Source organism: Gaiella sp. (assembly GCF_039915195.1).
In the GTDB taxonomy this organism is placed as follows: domain Bacteria; phylum Actinomycetota; class Thermoleophilia; order Gaiellales; family Gaiellaceae; genus Gaiella.
Window position 1 is genome coordinate 1 of sequence record NZ_JBDSNT010000063.1, and the last position, 18023, is coordinate 18023.

General features: G+C 67.8%; 17 protein-coding genes, 1 tRNA gene and 1 pseudogene. 15 read left to right on the plus strand and 4 right to left on the minus strand.

The annotated features are described in order from the left end of the window. From ABIR74_RS06355 to ABIR74_RS06370, 4 genes and pseudogenes are all read left to right on the plus strand, one after another. Nucleotides 1-288 (plus strand): annotated as a pseudogene (locus ABIR74_RS06355) (nicotinate-nucleotide adenylyltransferase); the annotation flags it as partial. Nucleotides 289-358: 70 nt separating this feature from the next. Further along, nucleotides 359-721 carry a ribosome silencing factor gene (gene rsfS, locus ABIR74_RS06360; protein WP_348176079.1) on the plus strand — a complete coding sequence of 121 codons (363 nt, stop codon included), beginning with the start codon at nt 359-361 and terminating at the stop codon, nt 719-721. 61 nt (nt 722-782) lie between these two features. Then, nucleotides 783-855, plus strand: a tRNA-Ala gene (locus ABIR74_RS06365). Between the two features lie 49 nt (nt 856-904). After that, on the plus strand, nt 905-3331 hold the full coding sequence (locus tag ABIR74_RS06370) for a phosphoenolpyruvate carboxylase (RefSeq protein WP_348176082.1): 2427 nt from the start codon (nt 905-907) through the stop codon (nt 3329-3331). Between the two features lie 122 nt (nt 3332-3453). Here ABIR74_RS06370 and ABIR74_RS06375 read toward each other — a convergent pair whose 3' ends face one another. Next, on the minus strand, nt 3454-4617 hold the full coding sequence (locus ABIR74_RS06375) for a sigma-70 family RNA polymerase sigma factor (RefSeq protein WP_348176084.1): 1164 nt from the start codon (nt 4615-4617) through the stop codon (nt 3454-3456). A 208-nt stretch (nt 4618-4825) separates the two neighbouring features. Here ABIR74_RS06375 and ABIR74_RS06380 point away from each other — a divergent pair, with 208 nt between their 5' ends. Next, nucleotides 4826-6763: a protein kinase gene (locus tag ABIR74_RS06380; RefSeq protein WP_348176087.1), complete on the plus strand. Its 1938-nt coding sequence runs from the start codon at nt 4826-4828 to the stop codon at nt 6761-6763. Between the two features lie 70 nt (nt 6764-6833). Here the strand turns inward: ABIR74_RS06380 and ABIR74_RS06385 are convergent, their stop codons facing one another. Then, entirely contained in the window at nt 6834-8243 is a 1410-nt protein-coding gene (locus ABIR74_RS06385; protein ID WP_348176089.1) for a cellulase family glycosylhydrolase, read from the minus strand. Between the two features lie 169 nt (nt 8244-8412). On the opposite strand from ABIR74_RS06385, the gene ABIR74_RS06390 reads away from it, so the two are divergent. The 8 genes from ABIR74_RS06390 to ABIR74_RS06425 are packed head-to-tail and all read left to right on the plus strand — an operon-like array spanning nt 8413 to nt 15586. After that, on the plus strand, nt 8413-8628 hold the full coding sequence (locus ABIR74_RS06390; RefSeq protein WP_348176092.1) for a hypothetical protein: 216 nt from the start codon (nt 8413-8415) through the stop codon (nt 8626-8628). Then, nucleotides 8612-9442, plus strand: a complete 831-nt coding sequence (locus ABIR74_RS06395; protein WP_348176094.1) for an ABC transporter ATP-binding protein — start codon at nt 8612-8614, stop codon at nt 9440-9442. The genes ABIR74_RS06390 and ABIR74_RS06395 overlap by 17 nt, the downstream gene beginning before the upstream one ends. Further along, complete coding sequence (locus ABIR74_RS06400) at nt 9432-10823, plus strand: hypothetical protein (RefSeq protein WP_348176096.1); 1392 nt, start codon at nt 9432-9434, stop codon at nt 10821-10823. Before ABIR74_RS06395 ends, ABIR74_RS06400 begins: the two co-directional genes overlap by 11 nt. Continuing rightward, the gene (locus ABIR74_RS06405; protein ID WP_348176099.1) at nt 10796-11641 is read left to right on the plus strand and encodes a PqqD family protein; all 846 of its coding nucleotides are present in this window, start codon (nt 10796-10798) and stop codon (nt 11639-11641) included. Before ABIR74_RS06400 ends, ABIR74_RS06405 begins: the two co-directional genes overlap by 28 nt. Next, nucleotides 11629-11910, plus strand: a complete 282-nt coding sequence (locus ABIR74_RS06410) for a hypothetical protein (protein WP_348176101.1) — start codon at nt 11629-11631, stop codon at nt 11908-11910. The genes ABIR74_RS06405 and ABIR74_RS06410 overlap by 13 nt, the downstream gene beginning before the upstream one ends. Before the next feature lie 6 nt (nt 11911-11916). Beyond that, nucleotides 11917-12174: a hypothetical protein gene (locus tag ABIR74_RS06415; RefSeq protein ID WP_348176104.1), complete on the plus strand. Its 258-nt coding sequence runs from the start codon at nt 11917-11919 to the stop codon at nt 12172-12174. Continuing rightward, nucleotides 12171-12458 (plus strand): hypothetical protein, encoded by a 288-nt coding sequence (locus ABIR74_RS06420; protein ID WP_348176106.1) that lies wholly within the window; start codon nt 12171-12173, stop codon nt 12456-12458. Before ABIR74_RS06415 ends, ABIR74_RS06420 begins: the two co-directional genes overlap by 4 nt. Before the next feature lie 38 nt (nt 12459-12496). Continuing rightward, the gene (locus ABIR74_RS06425; protein ID WP_348176108.1) at nt 12497-15586 is read left to right on the plus strand and encodes a 2-oxoglutarate dehydrogenase E1 component; all 3090 of its coding nucleotides are present in this window, start codon (nt 12497-12499) and stop codon (nt 15584-15586) included. Between the two features lie 68 nt (nt 15587-15654). Here the strand turns inward: ABIR74_RS06425 and ABIR74_RS06430 are convergent, their stop codons facing one another. Continuing rightward, nucleotides 15655-15798: a hypothetical protein gene (locus tag ABIR74_RS06430; protein ID WP_348176111.1), complete on the minus strand. Its 144-nt coding sequence runs from the start codon at nt 15796-15798 to the stop codon at nt 15655-15657. A 167-nt stretch (nt 15799-15965) separates the two neighbouring features. On the opposite strand from ABIR74_RS06430, the gene ABIR74_RS06435 reads away from it, so the two are divergent. Next, nucleotides 15966-16301, plus strand: a complete 336-nt coding sequence (locus ABIR74_RS06435; protein ID WP_348176114.1) for a hypothetical protein — start codon at nt 15966-15968, stop codon at nt 16299-16301. A gap of 67 nt (nt 16302-16368) precedes the next feature. Further along, a complete protein-coding gene (locus ABIR74_RS06440) occupies nt 16369-17607 on the plus strand; it encodes an aminopeptidase (RefSeq protein WP_348176116.1) in 1239 nt (412 codons plus the stop codon). Nucleotides 17608-17637: 30 nt separating this feature from the next. Here the strand turns inward: ABIR74_RS06440 and ABIR74_RS06445 are convergent. Continuing rightward, the coding region (locus tag ABIR74_RS06445; protein ID WP_348176119.1) for an ATP-binding cassette domain-containing protein at nt 17638-18023 on the minus strand (386 nt) is incomplete at its 5' end.

An 18023-nucleotide genomic window follows, 5' to 3' on the forward strand; every position in this document is an offset into this window, starting at 1 on the left:
GGCGCCGACGAGCTCGCTGCGTTCCCCACCTGGACGAGGCCGGAGCGTGTACTCGAGCTGGCGCGCATCGGCGCCGCGACCCGTCCGGGCACCGATCGGGACGATCTCGAGCGCGTCGTCGCGTCGCTCGCGCGGCCGGAGCGGATCGAGTTGTTCCCGATCACGCCGCTCCCGATCTCGTCCTCCGAGATCCGTGAGCGGGTGGCAGCCGGTTTTCCGATCGACGACCTCGTGCCGGCGACGGTCGTCGAGGCGATCGATCGCCTGGGCCTCTATGGCGCCGACTGAGCTCCGAAAACCGCCGGTACACTGCGCGCCATCAATTGCCGGGCCGTGTGGCCCATCCCGACCGAGGAAGTTGACCGACCTGACATCGCTCGAGCAAGCTCGCCGCATCGCCGCCCTCTGTGAGGAGAAGCTCGCGACCGACGTCATCATCCTCGACATGCGGACGGTGTGCGACTACACCGATTTCTTCGTCATCGCGACGGGTGGCAATACCCGGCAGACGAAGGCGATCAGCGACGAGGTGCACTTCGTGCTCAAGCGCGATCACGAGCTCCTGCCGCGCGCGGTCGCCGGCGAGCGCGAGGGAACCTGGATCATCGCGGACTATTACGATTCCGTACTCCACGTCTTCACCGAGGAGACGCGCGAGTTCTATCGGCTCGAGGATCTGTGGAATGACGTGCCGAAGCTCGAGGCCGCTGTAAGCGCGTAGGCGAGCGGGTCACTTGGGCCGACGACTATGCATTCGAACAACTACACTGCATCGCGCTCGTGGGGCCGTAGCTCAGCTGGGAGAGCGTCTGGCTGGCAGCCAGAAGGTCAGGGGTTCGAGCCCCCTCGGCTCCATCCGAGACCCGCCCGCAAGGCGGGTTTCGCATTTCTCTAGGGTGAGAGCATGTCCGCCGACTCCGCGCTCCGAGCCAACGTCCGCCTCCTTGGAGACACGCTCGGGCGCGTTCTGGTCGAGCAGGAAGGCCAGGAGATGCTCGACGACGAGGAGCGGGTTCGGGCGCTCGCTCGCGACGCCCGGGCCGGCGGCTCGCGCGACCAGCTAGGGGAGGCCGTAGCAGCGCTCGATCACGATCGGCAGGCCGCAGTGCTCCGGGCGTTCGCGCTCTTCTTCCAGCTCGTGAACATCGCCGAGCAGCACCATCGCATCCGACGCCGGCGCGAGTACGAGGCCGAGGGGCGCATCCCGCGCGAGTCGCTCGCCGAGGCATACGACCAGCTGGACCGTGGCGGCGTCGAGCAGAGCGCGTTGCAGGCGGCCGGTGGACGCCTTCGCGTCGAGCTCGTACTCACGGCGCATCCCACCGAGGCCACGCGCCGCACCGTGCTCGAGGCTCATCGTCGCGTCGCTGCGCACCTCGCGCGCCTGGACGACGACGGCACGCCTGAATCGGAGCGACAACGTGTCGAGGAAGCGCTTGCGGAGGAGATCACACTGCTCTGGCAGACCGACGAGATTCGCTCCAAGCGCCCGAGGGTCGTGGACGAGATCCGCCAGGGCCTCTGGTTCTTCGAGCAGAGCTTCTGGAACGCGATTCCCGACCTCGATCGAGCCCTTGGCGATCGTCTCGGCGGCGCAGGCGGGGCGCTCCGATTCGGCAGCTGGATCGGCGGTGACCTCGACGGCAACCCGAATGTGGGGTCAGAGACAATCGAGGACGCGCTCGAGCGCGCGAGGCGGCTTGCCCGCGACCTTTACCGCGAAGAGCTGAGAGCACTCGGGGCTGCGTGGGGCATGTCGACGACGGTGATCGGACCGGTTGCGGAACGGGCCGACAACGACGAGCCGTTCAGGTCGATCCTCGTCGAGATCTGGGAGCGCCTCGGGGCCGACGAGTACGCGGACGGCACCGAGCTCGTGGCCGATCTGGACGATCTCGACACACTGCTTCGCGCCCATCGGGGCGAACGAGTGGCGAACGGCCGGCTTGCTGATCTCAGGGCTCGCGCCCGGACATTCGGGCTGCATCTCGCGAAGCTCGACGTTCGCGTTCACGCCTCTGCCATCCACCAACCCGACGATCGGCTTCGTGCGACGCTCGCCGCCGCGTCGCGCGCGCAGGTCCGCCATGGGGCGGGAGCGATCGATCGGCTGATCGTCTCGATGACGCGCACAGCCGACGACGTTCTCGACGCCGAGGCCCTTGCTCGGGAGGCGGGGGCGTCACTCCAGGGCGTTCCGCTCCTCGAGACGATTGCCGATCTCCGAGCGGCCGGCTCGCTGGTCGAGGAGATCCTCGACCGGAGCCCCCGCTCGAAGCTCGAGGTCATGGTCGGTTACTCGGACTCCGGCAAGGACGGCGGCTACCTGACCGCCCAGTGGGAGATCTACCGCGCCCAGGAGGAGCTTGCGCGGATCGCCGAGGCCCGCGGCGTCGAGGTCACGGTCTTCCACGGGCGGGGCGGCTCGGCGGGGCGGGGAGGCGGTCCGACGCACGCCGGCATCCTCGCCCAGCCGAGTGGTGCCGTCGATGGCCGGCTGAAGCTCACGGAGCAGGGCGAGACGATCGCATTCAAGTACGGGCTCGCGGGTCTCGCCGAGCGCAACCTCGAAGCGGCAGTCTCGGGGACGCTCCTGACGATGTTCCCGGACGTGGTGGGGCTCGAACCACCCAACGCAGGCGCACGCGACACGATGGCCGAGCTCGCCGAGGTAGCGCTCGCAACGTACCGAGCCCTCGTCTGGGACGATCCGGCGTTTCCCGCCTTCTTCCGATGTTTCACGCCCCTGGACGAGCTGGCCCTGCTCGAGATCGGCTCCCGACCATCGTCGCGACCTGAAGCCGCCGCCGCAGGCGAGCTGGAAGCGCTCCGTGCGATCCCGTGGGTCTTCTCATGGACGCAGAATCGCTGCCTGCTCCCCGCCTGGTATGGCTGTGGCTCGGCGTTCCACGCCTACGGCCTCGACGGTGAGCGACTCGCGTGGCTCCGGCGCCTCTACCTCGAGTGGCCGTTCTTCCGCGCGCTCGTCGAGAACCTCGAGATGACGCTCGCCAAGTCGAGCTTCGAGATCGCAGAGTCGTACGTGTCGCTCGTGCCGGCAGGCGCCGACCGTGACCGGTTCTGGGCCTCGCTCTCCGACGAGCATCGCGGGACGGTCGAGGCGGTCCTCGCGATTGTCGAGGCGGACGAGCTGCTCGATCGGCATCCGGTCGTGCAACGCTCGATCCGCCTGCGCAATCCCTACGTTGACCCGATGAACGCGATCCAGGTCGACCTGCTCCGCGGCTGGCGTGGTGGCGACGAGGCGGCGAAGCGGCCGTTGCTCCGCTCGATCGCCGGTATCGCGGCTGCCCTGAGAAACACCGGTTGAACAACGAAGGCCCGCTTCAGCAGGCCCTCGTGTAGTACAGATGAGACAGGCTGTGGGTGAGGCTTGGAGCCTCACCCATCGCTCGCGGCCAACGGCCTGTGCTTCTCTTGTGTTAGGCGCTCTTACGCCGCGAGCACGACGTCGCCGCCCTCGGCCCGCACGACGTCCTTCAGCTGGTGCTGGAGGCGCGTCAGCGCGCGGGACTCGATCTGACGTACGCGCTCGCGCGTGAGGCCGAGCTCTTTGCCGATAGCCTCGAGCGTCCACTGCTCGCCCGTGAAGCCGAACCGGAGCTCGAGCACGCGGCGGTCGGGCTCCTGTAGAGCCTCGACTGCACGACGCACCTCGAGCCGCTGCAGGGTCTCGTCTGCCTCGTCAGCAGGGTCGACCGCGCTTCGGTCGGCGAACAGGTCGCCGAGCTCGCCGTCGCCGTCGGAGCCGACCGACTGGTTCAGGGATACCGAGGCATCCGCCGTCGAGAGAGCTTCCTCGATGTGCGACTCCTTTAGGCCCGTCTCCTTCGCAAGCTCCTCGACCGTCGGCTCACGCTCGAGCTTCACCTCGAGGCGCTGGCGCGCCCGGGCGAGCTTCTGCTGCCGCTCCTGCACATGCACCGGCACGCGGATCGTGGCGCCCTGGTTCGAGATCGCCCGCTGGCAGGCCTGTCGAATCCACCACGTGGCGTACGTGGAGAACTTGTAGCCCTTGCGCCAGTCGAACTTCTCGACCGCTCGGTTGAGGCCGATCACGCCGTCCTGGATCAGATCGAGGAAGGGAACCCCGTGGCCGCGGTACTTCTTCGCGATCGAGACGACGAGGCGGAGGTTCGCATTGATCATGCGCTCCTTGGCCGTCTTGTCGCCGCGCTCGACGCGCTTCGCGAGCGCAACCTCCTCGGCGGCCGTCAGCAGCTTGTGCTTGCCGACGTCCTGGAGGAACAGCTGGAGCGAGTCGGTCAGAACCTGGGACGCATCGGCGCTCCAGGAGGCCTCCTCCGCGGCAGCAACCGCGTCGGTCTCGTCTGCGTCATCGGCGGTGTCGAAGGGGATGGCCCGGTCGACGAGGGCCGCTCGTACCTCTTCGAGCGCGGACTCGCTGAGGTCCAGCTCGAGCGCAAGCGCCTCGAGCTCGGATGTCTCAACACGGCCGCGCTCCTGTGCGTCAGTCAGGAAGGCATCAATTGCAGGGATGTCGATCGTGGTCGTCAGGGTGAATCCTTTCGCTCTGTAGTCGTCGTGCGCGCGCGTGCGTGGAGCGCTTGTTCGTTCGGTAAGACCCGTTGACATCGTTCACTTCGGTGCCCGCAAGCGCGCGGCCCCGTCAAACGCGTTCCCGCGGGAACGATGTCTTCACAGTGTACAACGTTTCCCGGGCGTTGTAATTCCCTCGAAGCGGGACTTTTCCTTTACTTTACAACTTGGCTCCCGGGGTCGGCAGCTACAGTTCGCAGCCGTTGCGCGCCTGTTTGCTCCTCGAATGCGCGGTTTCACGCGGATGACCGACCTTCTCGCCGGCCGATACGAGCTCCGCGTCCGCATCGCCAAAGGCGGTATGGGAACCGTCTGGCGTGCCTACGACGGTCACCTGAAGCGCGATGTGGCCGTCAAGCTGCTTCACCCCTGGATTGCCGAGGACGTCGAGTTGCGACGCCGGTTCGCCCGTGAAGCCCAGGTGCTCGCCCCACTCGAGCACGAGCACATCGTTCGGCTCTACGACTACGGCGAGGACGGCGAAACGCCCTTCCTCGTCATGGAGCACGTCGATGGTGCAAGCCTCGGCGACCTGACCCGTGGCCGCGAGTGGACGTGGCAGGAGGTCTCGGAGCTCGCCCGACCGATCGCCTCGGCACTCGAGTATGCGCACGCCCGCGGCATCGTCCACCGCGACCTGACGCCCGGAAACATCCTGATCGAGAGTGCCACGGGGCGCGTCGTCGTCTCGGATTTTGGCCTCGCGCGGATCGCGCGATCGTCGACCAGCGTGATCACGCAGGGCATGTTGCTCGGGACACCCGAGTACTGGTCGCCCGAGCAGGCGCGAGGGCTCGAGAGCGAAACCCCGACCGATCTCTACGCCCTCGGGTGCCTGCTCTTCTGGCTGCTGGCGGGCAGGACGCCCTTCGAGGGCGACGACCGACTCGCCGTCGGCCTCCGTCGCGCCCACGAGGTCGCGCCACCGCTTGCGAGCTTCGTTCCCGACGCTCCCCGCGCTGCCGCAACGACGATCGGGGCGCTCCTTTCCGCTAACCCATCCGACCGTCCGACCGCAGTCGAGTTACTCGATCTCCTTGGAGTCTCCCGACCCTCGATCGCGGACGCTGCGGCCGTTGCGGTCGACGCGTCGAATCGCGAGACTGCGGTCTTCGGAGCCGCGCCTGCAACAGCGGTTCTCGCGGCTCCCTCGCGCTACGCCGCGAGAAAGCGTCGGAGAGGCAGGCGAATGATCGCCGTCGCAGTAGCGATTGCCGCGGCGGGTGCGCTCGCCTTCGTCGGTGCGACGATCGCAAACGCGGACAGCGTCGTCGACGTTCCACGGGTGACCGGGATGACGGTCGGCGAGGCTCGCGTGGCGACGGCCGAAGCCGCTCACGTCGAGGTGGCTGACGCTCCCCTCGCCGTTGGTGGGCGGGTGTACTCGGAGTCCATCACCGAGGGAAGGATCGTCACCCAGAAGCCGACCGCAGAGACTCAGGTCGAACGACGCTCCTTCGATCTCGTCGTGCGTGTGAGCCGTGGAACCGCGTACGCCGAGGTTCCGGACGTTGAAGGAGCAGAGCGGCAGGCGGCCACCGCCGCCCTGCGCGCGATCGGGTTCGCGGTCAGTGTTCGTGCCGAGGAATCCTGGGAGATCCCCGAAGGTCGCGTCATCTCGAGCGACGTCGCCGCCGGCGACGAGGCGGAACGACCGGGGCCGATAGAGCTCAGGGTGTCGAGCGGCCCACCGCGCGCACCCGTGCCAGACGTCCGCGGTGTAGACGTCGATGAGGCAACCGCGCGCCTCGACGGCAGCTTCGAGACGGAGGTCGTCACCGAGGGATCGACGACAACCGAGGCGGGAACCGTTCTGCGGCAGTCGCCCGCCCCCGGGACTCGCACGGTGCTCGGCTCGACCGTTACGCTCACGGTCGCGCGCGCGCCCGAATGGATGACGACGTGGTCGGAGAGTCGGAGCGGCGACTACGATTCGCCGCCGATCGAGGTCACGGTGCCTGAGGGAGAATGGCGAATCCTCGTCGAGCTCGACCCGCGCTATCTGATCTTCGGATCGGGCTTGGCGATGTTCTCCTGGGACGGTACGGGCTCGGGGAGGATCGGGCTCGCTCGGGTCGGGACGGACTCCGTGGCGCCGCATAGTGGGGCGGGCACGTACACGCTGAAGGTGCGTCCGCGCGGAAGCGTCACGTGGACCGTAAGCATCGAGCAATTCCGCTAGCGGAATTGCTCGGGCGAGAGAACGTGATCCTCGGGGCGCGTGATGCGCCCCGAGGATCAGTGCCGTTCGATCAGGCTCCGACGATGGTGATCTGGCGGGTCGCGGTATCACCGTTCTTCGTGTTGGCGTCGATCGTGACGATGTAGGTCTTCCCCTTGATCACCTTCAGGCCAGTAACACGAGTTGCCGCCGTGCAGTCGATCGCGAGGGCGCTCTCCGACTGGGAGTACGCGACGAGCTTCCCGCCGAGTGTCGTGCGTGCGGCGACGCCGACCTTCACACCGATCGGGTTGTTCACGCAGAACGAGCGAAGGTAGACCGTGATGAGCGGATTCTTGGTCCCGCCCTTGACTCTGACCTTGCCGTTTGCGGGGCTGAGTGGCTTCGCAGCCGCGGCCCACCGCGGCTGCCCCGGCTTCGCGCTGCCGTCCTTGCGGTAGACCCCGCTCTGCCAGAGGCTGCCGCTCGAATCCTGCAGCACGAACCAGATGAACATCTGTACGCGCGGATCCTTCTTCGCGATAGCGATCGCCTGCGGGATGTACGCCGCCTGCTGGCCCTCCGTGACGCCCTTCGGCTCGCCGGGCTTCGTCTCGTGACCGTACTCGCTGATCCAGATCGGGATGTTCTTGCGCCCGAACCAGCCGTCGAGCGACCTCTCGAACTGCGGCAGGGACGTGAACGCCACATTCGGCCACTTCACCTTCTGGGTCGGCTTCTGATTCACCGGCACGGGGTACGGGTGGTGGGCCCAGGCGTCGAACCTGAGCTTCTTGTTCGCCTTCGCGACGAGCCGAGCGAACGTCCCGGGAGCGACTGCGTCGCTGACACCAGGCTTCTTCTTGTCTCGCCCGCTCGATGATGTCTCCCCGACCGCCACGAGTGCCCTGGCGTTCCCCGCCTTGACACCCGCGTAGCCCGCGGCAGCGAGTTTCGCGTATGCCGCGGGGCCGACGATCTGACCCTTCGAGTTGAACTGGGGGCTGAGGAAGAGACCGAGGTTCGACTCATTCCAGATGCCGAAGAACCGCACGAACGGGTACCCGGCGGTCCGCCCCGAGTAGCGAGACGCGACTGCCTTGGCGAAGTTCTGGAAGTCGGTCATCGACGTCGGGAGGTGGTTCCGCTCCTTGTTGCCATTCGCCCACTTCGGCGTGCCCCAGAGCGTGAGCAGGACCTCGACGTTGTTCTGTTGCGCATTCCGGACGAACTCGTCGAGATCGTCGAACCGGTAGGCCGGATCGAACGCGTTCGCAGCGTCCGCGGGCCTCGTCGGAGCGATGTCGGCCCACGTCACGAGTGATCGGATGATCGACGCGTTGTTCGTGGCCGTCGCTGTCTCCATCGCGCTCTGGCGATTGGCGTCGTAGCGCAGGATCGGATCGTCGTGGAAGCCGACCCACATCCGGTCAGCGGATGCCGCGATCGGCGCGAGAACGGCTGCGGCGAGCACGGCAGCGATGATTGGGATGTGGCGCACGGGATTCCTCCTTGGGAACGGGGTCTGACAGAGAACCTAGCGGGGGGCGTGTGAGGCATCTGTAAGAACGCACCCCGCTGTCACGGTTTCGACACACAACCGGCACACACCTGCGCGCGTTGTCTCCCTAGCGTAGAAGGCATCCACAACCGCACTCGAAGGAGGCAGCATGGACACAACGGTCGCACTCGTTCGCCCGTACGCAGCACCAGCGCTTGCGTTCGGCGGCGATCCCGCGCAGGAGGACGACGTCGTCTGGTGGGTCATTGTCGTGGGCTTCGCCTACGCCGTGGCCCTCGCCTGGGCAACGTGGTGTCGTAGGAACGGTGGCAGCGCCGAGATCTCGTTCGGCTGGACGGGGTTCAAGGTTGTCTGTCGTAGCTGAGCCCACGGGCGCGGAGGGGAGGGCGGCCACGGGCCGTCCTCCCCTCGCGGCCGGGAGACCGGTTCCCCTCGTCGTCGAGGGTGTCTCGAAGCAGTTTGGTCGAGCGGTCGCACTCGAGGGGGTCGATCTCTGCGTCGCTGCAGGCTCGATTGTCGGGCTCGTCGGGCCGAACGGGTCAGGGAAGACGACGCTCCTGCGCTCTGCTGCCGGGCTCGTGACGGTCGATTCCGGGTCGATCCGGGTCGCCGGAGAGCCGGTCGGCTCGCATGCTGCTCGCTCCTCCACGGCGCTCGTGCCAGACGAGCCTGTGGGGTTCGACGAGCTGACGGGGACCGAGTTCGTCGCCCTCGCCCAGGCCCTCTGGAAGGCCGACGAGCAGGCGCCCACTCGCGCGTCCGCTCTCGCAAGCGCGTTTGGACTCGAGGGGCGGCTCGTTCAGAGGATGGGGACGCTCTCGCGAGGCCTCCGCCGGCAGGTGAGCGCGGTTGCTGCCCTCTCGCTCGGAACGTCCCTCGTGCTCGTTGACGAGGCAACAGCGACGCTCGACCCGGAAGCGGTCGTCGTTCTCGATGAGGCGTTGAAAGCCTGTGCCGCCAGAGGAGCGGGCGTCGTGCTTGCGACACAGGATCTCCACTTCGCAGGAGCTACGTGTGACGAGGTCGTTCTGCTCCACCGGGGAGCGATCATCGACCGTGGGTCGCCGCTCGAGCTTCGAGCACGACATGCTGCAGGCTCGATCGAGGAAGTGTTTCTCGCCGCCCTCGGCGACGGTTCGCTGCGTTCGCGGACGAGGGATGCGTTTCGTGCTCTCTAGAGCGGTGTTCCTGTGCCAGCGGCGGCGCCTGCTGGCACTAGCCGCTCTGGCTCCAGTCCCGGCGGCGATCGTGGTCGCGTTCGTCATGCTCGCGCCGCTCGCGCTCGCTCGCGTTGGAGCGGCGCTCGGCGACGAGCTTGCCCCGGCCCTTGGCACGTCCGCGGTCGCGACCGCGCTCGTGCTTGGGCCCTGTCTTGCGGCCGCCGCGGCAGGGGCTGGTATCGCCCTCTCGCTCCCCACACGAGAGGGGCTCGGGCAGCAGATCGCAGCGAGCCCCTGCGGAGATCGCTCTGCGATCGGTGCGCCGCTCCTGCTGCCCGGCATGCTCGCGGGTGTCGTCATGTTGCCGTCCCTTGCGGCTTTCATCACATCCCTTGCGAACTCGTTTCCGGGAGGGCGCGCCGCGGGGCTCGCGCTGGGTCTCGCGATCCTCGCGGCTGTCCCCGCGGGAGCGCTCGCGGCCGAGGCCGCGCAGATCGCGGTGCGTGGCCGGAGGTCGCGGCTGTCCTTCTTCGTTCTCGGCCTCGGCGCCTGGATGATCATGGGGAAGGCGATGGGAGCGGCTCCGCTCGGTCCGCTCGCCGCGGTTGCGGGCGCCGTGCAGGGTCGCGGATCGGCGTGGGTCGCGCTTGTCGTCGCCGCGCTCGTTGCGCTCGGCCTCGGCGGTACGTGGATCGAGCTCGCGGCCCGGCGTCCGGAGCAGAGGCCCCGCGTAGCTCGCCGTCGACCGCTCGTGGCGACCGGGCGCTTCCCCGTTCTTGGTGCGACCGCGGCGCTCGTGTGGCGACGAATGGATGTGCGACGCGCAAGCCTCGGCGCCCTCTCATTCGGTCTCCTTGGGGCGATGATCGGGGTCGCCGCCGGTGCGGCTTCGCCTGGGCCGTTCCTGCTCTCCACGACGACGACGCTGGCGGGGTCGCTCGTCGCTCCTCTCGCAACCTTCAGCATCCTCAGCTCGGGAAGCTGGATCTGGCTTGGTGCCCCGCGGGGGGTGCGGTGGGTCACCGCCAGAGCGTCTTTCGTCGGCCTCGTCGCGGCGGCGCTTCCGGTCGGGGTGGTCGCCTCTGCGGCGGCTGTCGCCTCGGGCGTGGACTGGCAGACGGCCGGCGCCGTCTCCGTTCTCCTCGTCATGGGTGGAGGCGTCGCGACAGTCGCCGGCTCGCTCGTCCCATGGCAGGGAGAGGGCATCGGTGATCAAGTGAGTGCCGTCGCCGCACTCATCGCGGCGGCCCTTGCAACCTCACTCGCGATCGGCCTCTTCGCTCCTCGGCTCGCGGCGGCTGGGCTCCCTGATCCGGTGATCGCGGCCGCGCTGTGCGGGCTCGTCTGCCTCCTCGCGATCGCAACCCCGGCGTGGCGCCTCGAGTCGGTGGCACGGTGATCGCCACATCGGATTGCGTCGAGCTCCCGTCGGGTGTCTCGCTCACGAGTGATCGACTAGCTGACACAGTCCGCGGGTGTAGCTGGCCGCTGAACGACAGCGGGTCGTTCATCCTTCGACGTGCTGGAAGCCCGCTCGACGCCGTCGCGCGCGAACTCGCCGAGGCCCACGATCTCCCACCCGACGTCGCGAGGTTCGACGTCCTCCGATTCATCTGGACGCTGAATTCCCTGGCACTCGTCAACATCGTGCCGAGCGGACATCGTCTTCGTCGACTGGCAGATTGGCTCGGGCTCACACTTCGACTCGCGCCCACCGGCGCTCTGCCGACGCCGATCACGCGGCGGCGCCGACTCGATACCGGAAGCATGGTGCGCGGCGTCGTGAGCACCCTCAGGGCCTCCGGCTTTCGCGTCCTTGCGATCGCCACCGCGTCGACGCTCGTGCTCCTTCCCCCGACCATGATCGTTGGCGGCCCGGGCCGAGTTGGCGCGCTGGCTGTGGGGCTCGGCGTCGGAACTGCGATCGGCGTGGGGCTACACGAGGCCGGTCACGCCGCCATGCTGCGCGGAGTTCCGAGCGCCCTCGTCGTTCGTGGACGGCGAACGTTCCTGCTCCATGCCCCGCTGGCGCCCGCTCGCCGATCGCTCGTCGCCGTTTCGGGCCCGGCAGCCGCGGTTGCAGCGGGCATGGCACTCGTTCTCCTCGGAGCGGCTCACGCCGAGCCCTCGGTTGTTGTCCTCGGACTGCCGCTTGCAGCCCACTCGCTCTCTCTCACAGTGCTCGGCGGCGATGGGAGGGCGGCGTGCGGGATCTGAGGGCGTTTGCGTTTGGGGCGATCGCGATCGGCGTTCTCGCGTACGCAGGGATGGCAGCGCTCGCGGTCGCAACCCTGGCCGCCGGCAGATCACTCGCGGTCGGACTCGGTCCGCTCGTCTTCGTCGCGGTCGAACGGGAGGCCTCTGCCGGCGTGATGACGTTCGGCTCAGGGCTCGCTGCCGTCGCGATCGTGGGGGGACTTGCGAACGTTGCGTCGGCGAGGCTCATCCGGCGTCGCGCGGGACGCCGATCAGATGGCGTAGAATGAGTTGCCATGGTCTGGGAGGTCATCTTCATGCTCGTGATTCTGAAGATCCCCATCGTGTATCTCGCAGTCGTGATCTGGTGGGCGATCAAGGCCGAACCGGATCCCGGCGAACCTGCCGGCGTAACCGTTGTCTCGGACACTCCCGGGCCTGGCCGTTCGCCCCGGGCACGACGGCGGCGGGGCCGTAGGCCCAATCGTCCGCACTCGCCGGGGCACGGTAGTGGCGCCATGCCGGCCGCGCAAAGGGGTACGGTTCGGTCATGAGCACACTCGAGTCCCAGGATCGCCACTCGGCGGTGGACGTCGTCGGAGGACTTCTTGCCGTCGCATCGATCATCCTGTCCGCGATCGCAATGGGATTCGGGCTGCTCCTCGAGCTCGACGCGCGGCCCGGCCGAACGGCATTCGTCGCGATCGTGTTGGCCCTTGTCTCGGCCCGCCTGAGTGAGAAGCACCAGTCGCTCGCGCTCAAGGCAACGCTGTTCGCCATGTTCGCGTGGGTCGTGGGCATGACGGTTGCCGTGCTTACCGAGAACCCCCTGATCTGAGTGTTGCCGAGTCCGCCGGGACCGGTACAACACGTCGCATGATTCGCGCTGACCTGAGCAGTCTCAACGCGGGGTACGTCGCCGAGATGCTCGAGTCGTACCTCGACGCGCCTGCGAGCGTGCCGGCTGAGTGGCGCGCGTTCTTCGAGGACGATCCAGCCGCTGTTTCGGCCATCCTGCCGGGTCTCGCGGGCCTGTTGAACCAGGACGGCAACGGTGCTCGACCGGCTTCGGTCGGGTCGCCTGCTTCGGTCGGGCCGCCTGCTTCGGTCGGGTCGCCTGCTTCGGTCGGGTCGCCTGTTCCGGCCGAGCCGCCTGTTCCGGCCGAGCCGCCAGCCCCGACCACTCCTCGTCCGGTCGCCGAGAGCACTCCGCCGAGCGTGACCGCGTCGGCGGCCTCATCTCCTCCGAGCAGCGCGCCCGCAACCGTGCCCGAGGCGGTACCCGAATCGATACTCGGGACTTCCGTTCACGCGGCCGTCCAGGAGGTCGTGCAGCCAGAACCGGCTGGTCCCGGACTCGCCGACGAGACGATGCTCGGCGCCGTTGCCGCCGCGATGGCACTCGTCAAGGCCTACCGCATGCATGGCCACCTCGCGGCCCAGCTCGATCCGCTTGGCTCGGAGCCGATCGGAGATCCTGCGCTCGACGAGTCGCGGCTCGTACCGGCGTTGACGCCCGAGCTGCAGGCCCGACTACCCGCGTCGCTCCTTCGCCTCTACGTCGAAGGTGAGACGCTGCTCGAAGCGCTCCCGCTCCTCAGGGAGATCTACTCCGGCTCGATGGCCTACGAGATCGAGTACATCTCGGATCATGCCGAGCGCGTCTGGCTCCGACAGGCGATCGAGTCGGGTCGCTTCCGCCAACCACTGGAGCCGGAGGAGCGCCGCGCGCTGCTGCGACGTCTGTCCGAGGCGGAGGGGTTCGAGCAGTACCTCCGGCGGTCGTTCCTCGGGCAGAAGCAGTTCTCGCTCGAGGGCCTCGAGTCTCTCGTGCCGATGCTCGATGAGGCAGTCTCCCTGGCTGCAGCCGGGGGAGCGCACGAGGTGGTCATCGGCATGGCTCATCGCGGGCGCCTCAACGCGCTCGTGCATACGGTGGGGCGCTCGTACCAGGAGATCCTCCGGGAGTTCGAGGGTGAGCGGTCCGCGGATGCGCTCGTCGTCGACCCCGAGGGTGGTTCCGGTGACGTGAAGTATCACCTACCTGCTTCAGGCACAAGGGTCACCGAATTCGGTGAGATCGACGTCGTGATCGTTCCTAATCCGAGCCACCTGGAGGCAGCAGATCCTGTTGTCGAGGGCCGCGCGCGAGCCGAGCAGACCGACCGATCGACCGGGGCCGGCATCCACGATCCGTCAGTCGCGTTGCCCGTCCTCATCCACGGAGACGCTGCCTTCCCGGGCCAGGGCATTGTTGCCGAGACGTTGAACCTCCAGTCGCTCGAGGGGTATGCGACGGGCGGGACGCTGCATCTGATCACGAACAACCAGGTCGGGTATACGACCGACCCGACGGAGAGCCGGTCGACGAGATACTCGAGCGACCTCGCAAAGGGATTCGACGTTCCCATCGTGCACGTCAACGCCGACGACCCCGAGGCCGCCCTCGCAGCGGTGCGGCTCGGGCTCGCGTACCGCGCCGAGTTCGGGCACGACTTCGTGATCGATCTCGTGGGCTATCGGCGGTTCGGTCACAACGAGCAGGACGACGCCTCGTACACGCAGCCGTTGATGGCAGACCGGATCCAGCGTCAGCCGACTGTCCGCGCTCTTTACGCGACGCGTCTCGTGGAGGACGGGGTCGTCACCGAGAAGGACGCAGACGGATACGTCGCTGATGTGACGACGACCCTCCGACGAGCGCACGAGCAACTCCAGAACGCGATCGCTACGGCCTCGCCGCCCGTCGCTGCCGTTGAGAGCACGAGAGAGGCGACGACGGGCGACGCGGTCGTGACCGCGGTCGTCGCCGAGCGGCTGCTCGCTCTCAATGAGCAGTTGCTCGCTGCCCCCGAGGGATTCACGATCAACGCCAAGCTCGCAAAGCAGCTCGATCGTCGGCGCGGCCGGATCGAGGAGGGCGGGATCGACTGGGGTCAAGGCGAGGCGCTCGCCTACGCCTCCCTGCTCGAGGACGGAATCCCCGTTCGACTCTCGGGGCAGGACACCGAGCGCGGCACGTTCGCCCACCGGCACCTCGTCTTCCATGATCCATACACCGGTGAGACGTACGCTCCGATCCAACATCTCCCGACCGCCGCGGCGTCCTTCGAGGTGTATAACTCACCGCTGTCCGAGTACGCGGCGCTCGGCTTCGAGTACGGCTATTCCGTTTCTGCCCCGGACGCGCTCGTTCTCTGGGAGGCGCAGTACGGCGACTTCGTGAATGGCGCCCAGATCGTGATCGACCAGTTCCTCGTGGCCGGACGGTCGAAGTGGGGGCAGACATCACGGCTGACGCTCCTCCTGCCCCACGGCTACGAGGGCAACGGGCCAGAGCACTCGAGCGCGCGGCTCGAACGGTTCCTGCAGCAGGGCGCTCAGGACAACATCAGGATCGCGAACTGCACGACCTCTGCCCAGTTCTTCCACCTCGTTCGACGCCAGGCGCTCGACGCGACGGCACGACCGCTGATCGTGATGACGCCGAAGGGGCTGCTGCGCCTGAAGCAGGCATCGTCGGAACTGGCCGACTTCACGTCGGGGTCGTTCCGTCCCGTCATTCCTGACCCGGCAGCCGGCAGCGACGCCCGCAGGCTCGTGATCTGCAGTGGCAAGGTGTACTACGACATCGTCGGCCACGACGAACGGGCGAGTGCGGCTCATGTCGCCGTGGCGCGCCTCGAGCAGCTCTACCCGTTCCCGGTCGACGCCGTCGCAGAGCTCATCCGCGGACTGCCGCAGCTCGAGGAGATCGTCTGGGCGCAGGAGGAGCCTCAGAACATGGGGGCTTGGCGCTCGATCAGGCACCGGCTCGAAGATGCTGCGAGGTCGAGCTCGTCCGTGGGAGGGGTCTCGTACGCCGGGCGCTCGTGGAAGGCCTCGCCCAGCGAGGGCTACCCGACGGCCCACCAGCACGAGCAGGATCGGATCGTCCGGGTCGCGCTCGGAATCCCTTCAGGCTGAGCGAGCTCCTGGAGCGCTCGGACCCTCCTCTACCGGCGTCGCTGTGCGACCCCTGCGGCCGCGCCGGGTCAGGGACGCTTGCGTGCCTTCGCGGCTGCCGCGGCCGCCGCAGCGACGCGTGGGCCGTGCGTTCGCGCGGCATCGAGAAGCTGACGGCGCTGGGCGGGTGGGAGCTTCTTCCAGAGGCTGTAGGCGAGGAGGGTTGCAGCCACGGGGTTCCTGGGAATCAGCGGGGGCACCCCCATATCGTGCCATACACTCCGACCGCCCCGCGTCCTCGGAGCGCTCCGAGGGCTTTCCCGACGCGTCCGAGTCGGCTACGATCCCATGAGGCGTCTGAACCATCACGCCTCTGTCCCGTCCCCGATCGGGAGGTTCTATGCCCGTAGGCACCGAAACACCCACCTTCGCATCACCGTTCGCAAGCGTCATTCAGGATCACCTCGAGCTGAAGAAGCAGAACGCCGAGCTCGACGGCGACATGCCACTCGATCGCTATCAGATCGAGGATCCATTCGAGAATCACCCGCTGTTCAAGTCCGAGGAGCAGGCCCGCATCGAGGAGACCCTCGACGGCGAGCCCGCTGTCGAGCTGCACTCGCTCGCGCTGCCCTGGCCCGGTGAAGACACCGCCGAGAACGCCGTGGGGCCGGACACGCCTGCGCTCGATGGAGATCTCTGGGGGCGCTCGCGCGACTTCGATTGGGGCGAGTAGACCAGGAGCCGATGACTCTCGGCTTGTCGCCTGAGCCGCGCCCCTTCGGTCCTCTAGGCTGCGCACGATGACGACTGCCGCCGATTCCCTGGTTGACGCCGACGAGCGGCTCCGTCGCTATGCGGAGCTCGTCGTCAGGGTCGGCGCGAACGTCCAGGTAGGCCAGGAGGCGGTGGTGGTCTGCCAGATCGAGCACGCCGAGATCGCGCGCGCGGTTGCACGCGAGGCATACCGTGCCGGCGCGACGCGCGTGACGCCGCGGTACACCGATGGGCATTTTCGGCGAGCCGCGATCGAACTCGGCCCCGAGGAGATGCTCGGGAAGACGCCACAGTTCTTGCTCGACGCCACCGCCGCCTGGCGCACCGAGCGGCCGGCGATCATCCAGCTCTCGGGCGACGCCAATCCCCAGCTCCTCAGCGATCTCGATCCCAAGCTCGTCGCCAGGTCTGACCCCGCGGATCTCCGTGCCGTCTACCTCCCGATCGTGGCCGAGCGTCTCTCGAACTGGGTCATCGTGTCCGCACCGAATGCGGGGTGGGCCAACACGGTTTTTGGTGAGCCTGACATCGAGGCGCTGTGGCGGGCGGTTGCGACGGCGACGCGTCTCGACGCCGCCGACCCGGTCGAGGCCTGGCGCGAGCACGACGCGATGCTCAAGCGCCGCGCGGCAGCGCTGAACGCCCACGGGTTCGACGCCGTCCGATTCAGCGGACCAGGAACCGACCTGACCGTGGGCCTCATGGCCGCCTCTCGCTGGATGTGCGCTGCCTTCACGACGCAGGACGGGATCGAGCACATCCCGAACCTTCCGACGGAGGAGGTGTTCACGTCACCCGATCTGCGGCGGACGGCGGGGACGGTGCGGTCAACGTATCCGCTCGCGGTCGCCGGCTCCATCATCCGCGACCTCGAGCTCCGTTTCGAAGGAGGTCGCGTGATCGATGTCCGCGCCTCGGAAGGGGCGGACATCGTCCGGGGCCAACTCGAGGCGGACGAGCAGGCCTCGTTTCTCGGTGAGGTTGCGCTCGTCGACGGAACATCGGCCGTCAAGCGAACAGGCCTGGTTTTCTTCGACACGCTGTTCGATGAGAACGCCACGTGCCACATCGCCTACGGGTCGGGGCTGCCGATGGCGGTCGATGGCGCGGATGGCTTGACGACGGACGAGCTTCTCTCGCTGGGCGTGAACGTCTCACGGACGCACACCGACTTCATGATCGGCGGCCCCGACGTCGACGTTGACGGCCTCGACCGAGACGGTCACCCGACACCGATCATGCGCGACGACGCCTTCGTGCTGTAGGCCGGTCGTACGGAACCGGCATCATCAGCTCTACGCGACGTCGCCGGCCGGCAGGCCGTGCATCGTCTCGGCCAGCCGGCGGAACGGGCCTTCCTCGGCCAGAAGCGTGGCCTCGTTGCCACGCTGCGTGACGTAACCCTTCTCGATCACGAGGATCTCGTCGGCGCGCCTCACGGTGGCAAGGCGGTGGGCGATGATCACCGACGTACGTCCGCGGAGTAGCGTGTCGAACGCCTTTTCGATCAGGATCTCGCTCGGTCGATCGATGTTCGACGTTGCCTCGTCGAGAATCAGGATCCGTGGGTCGGCGAGGAGCGCGCGGGCGATCGAGATCAACTGACGCTCGCCGGCAGAGAGGCCCGATCCTCCTTCCCGTACGACGTGATCGAGGCCGCCGTCGAACCGGGCGGTGATGC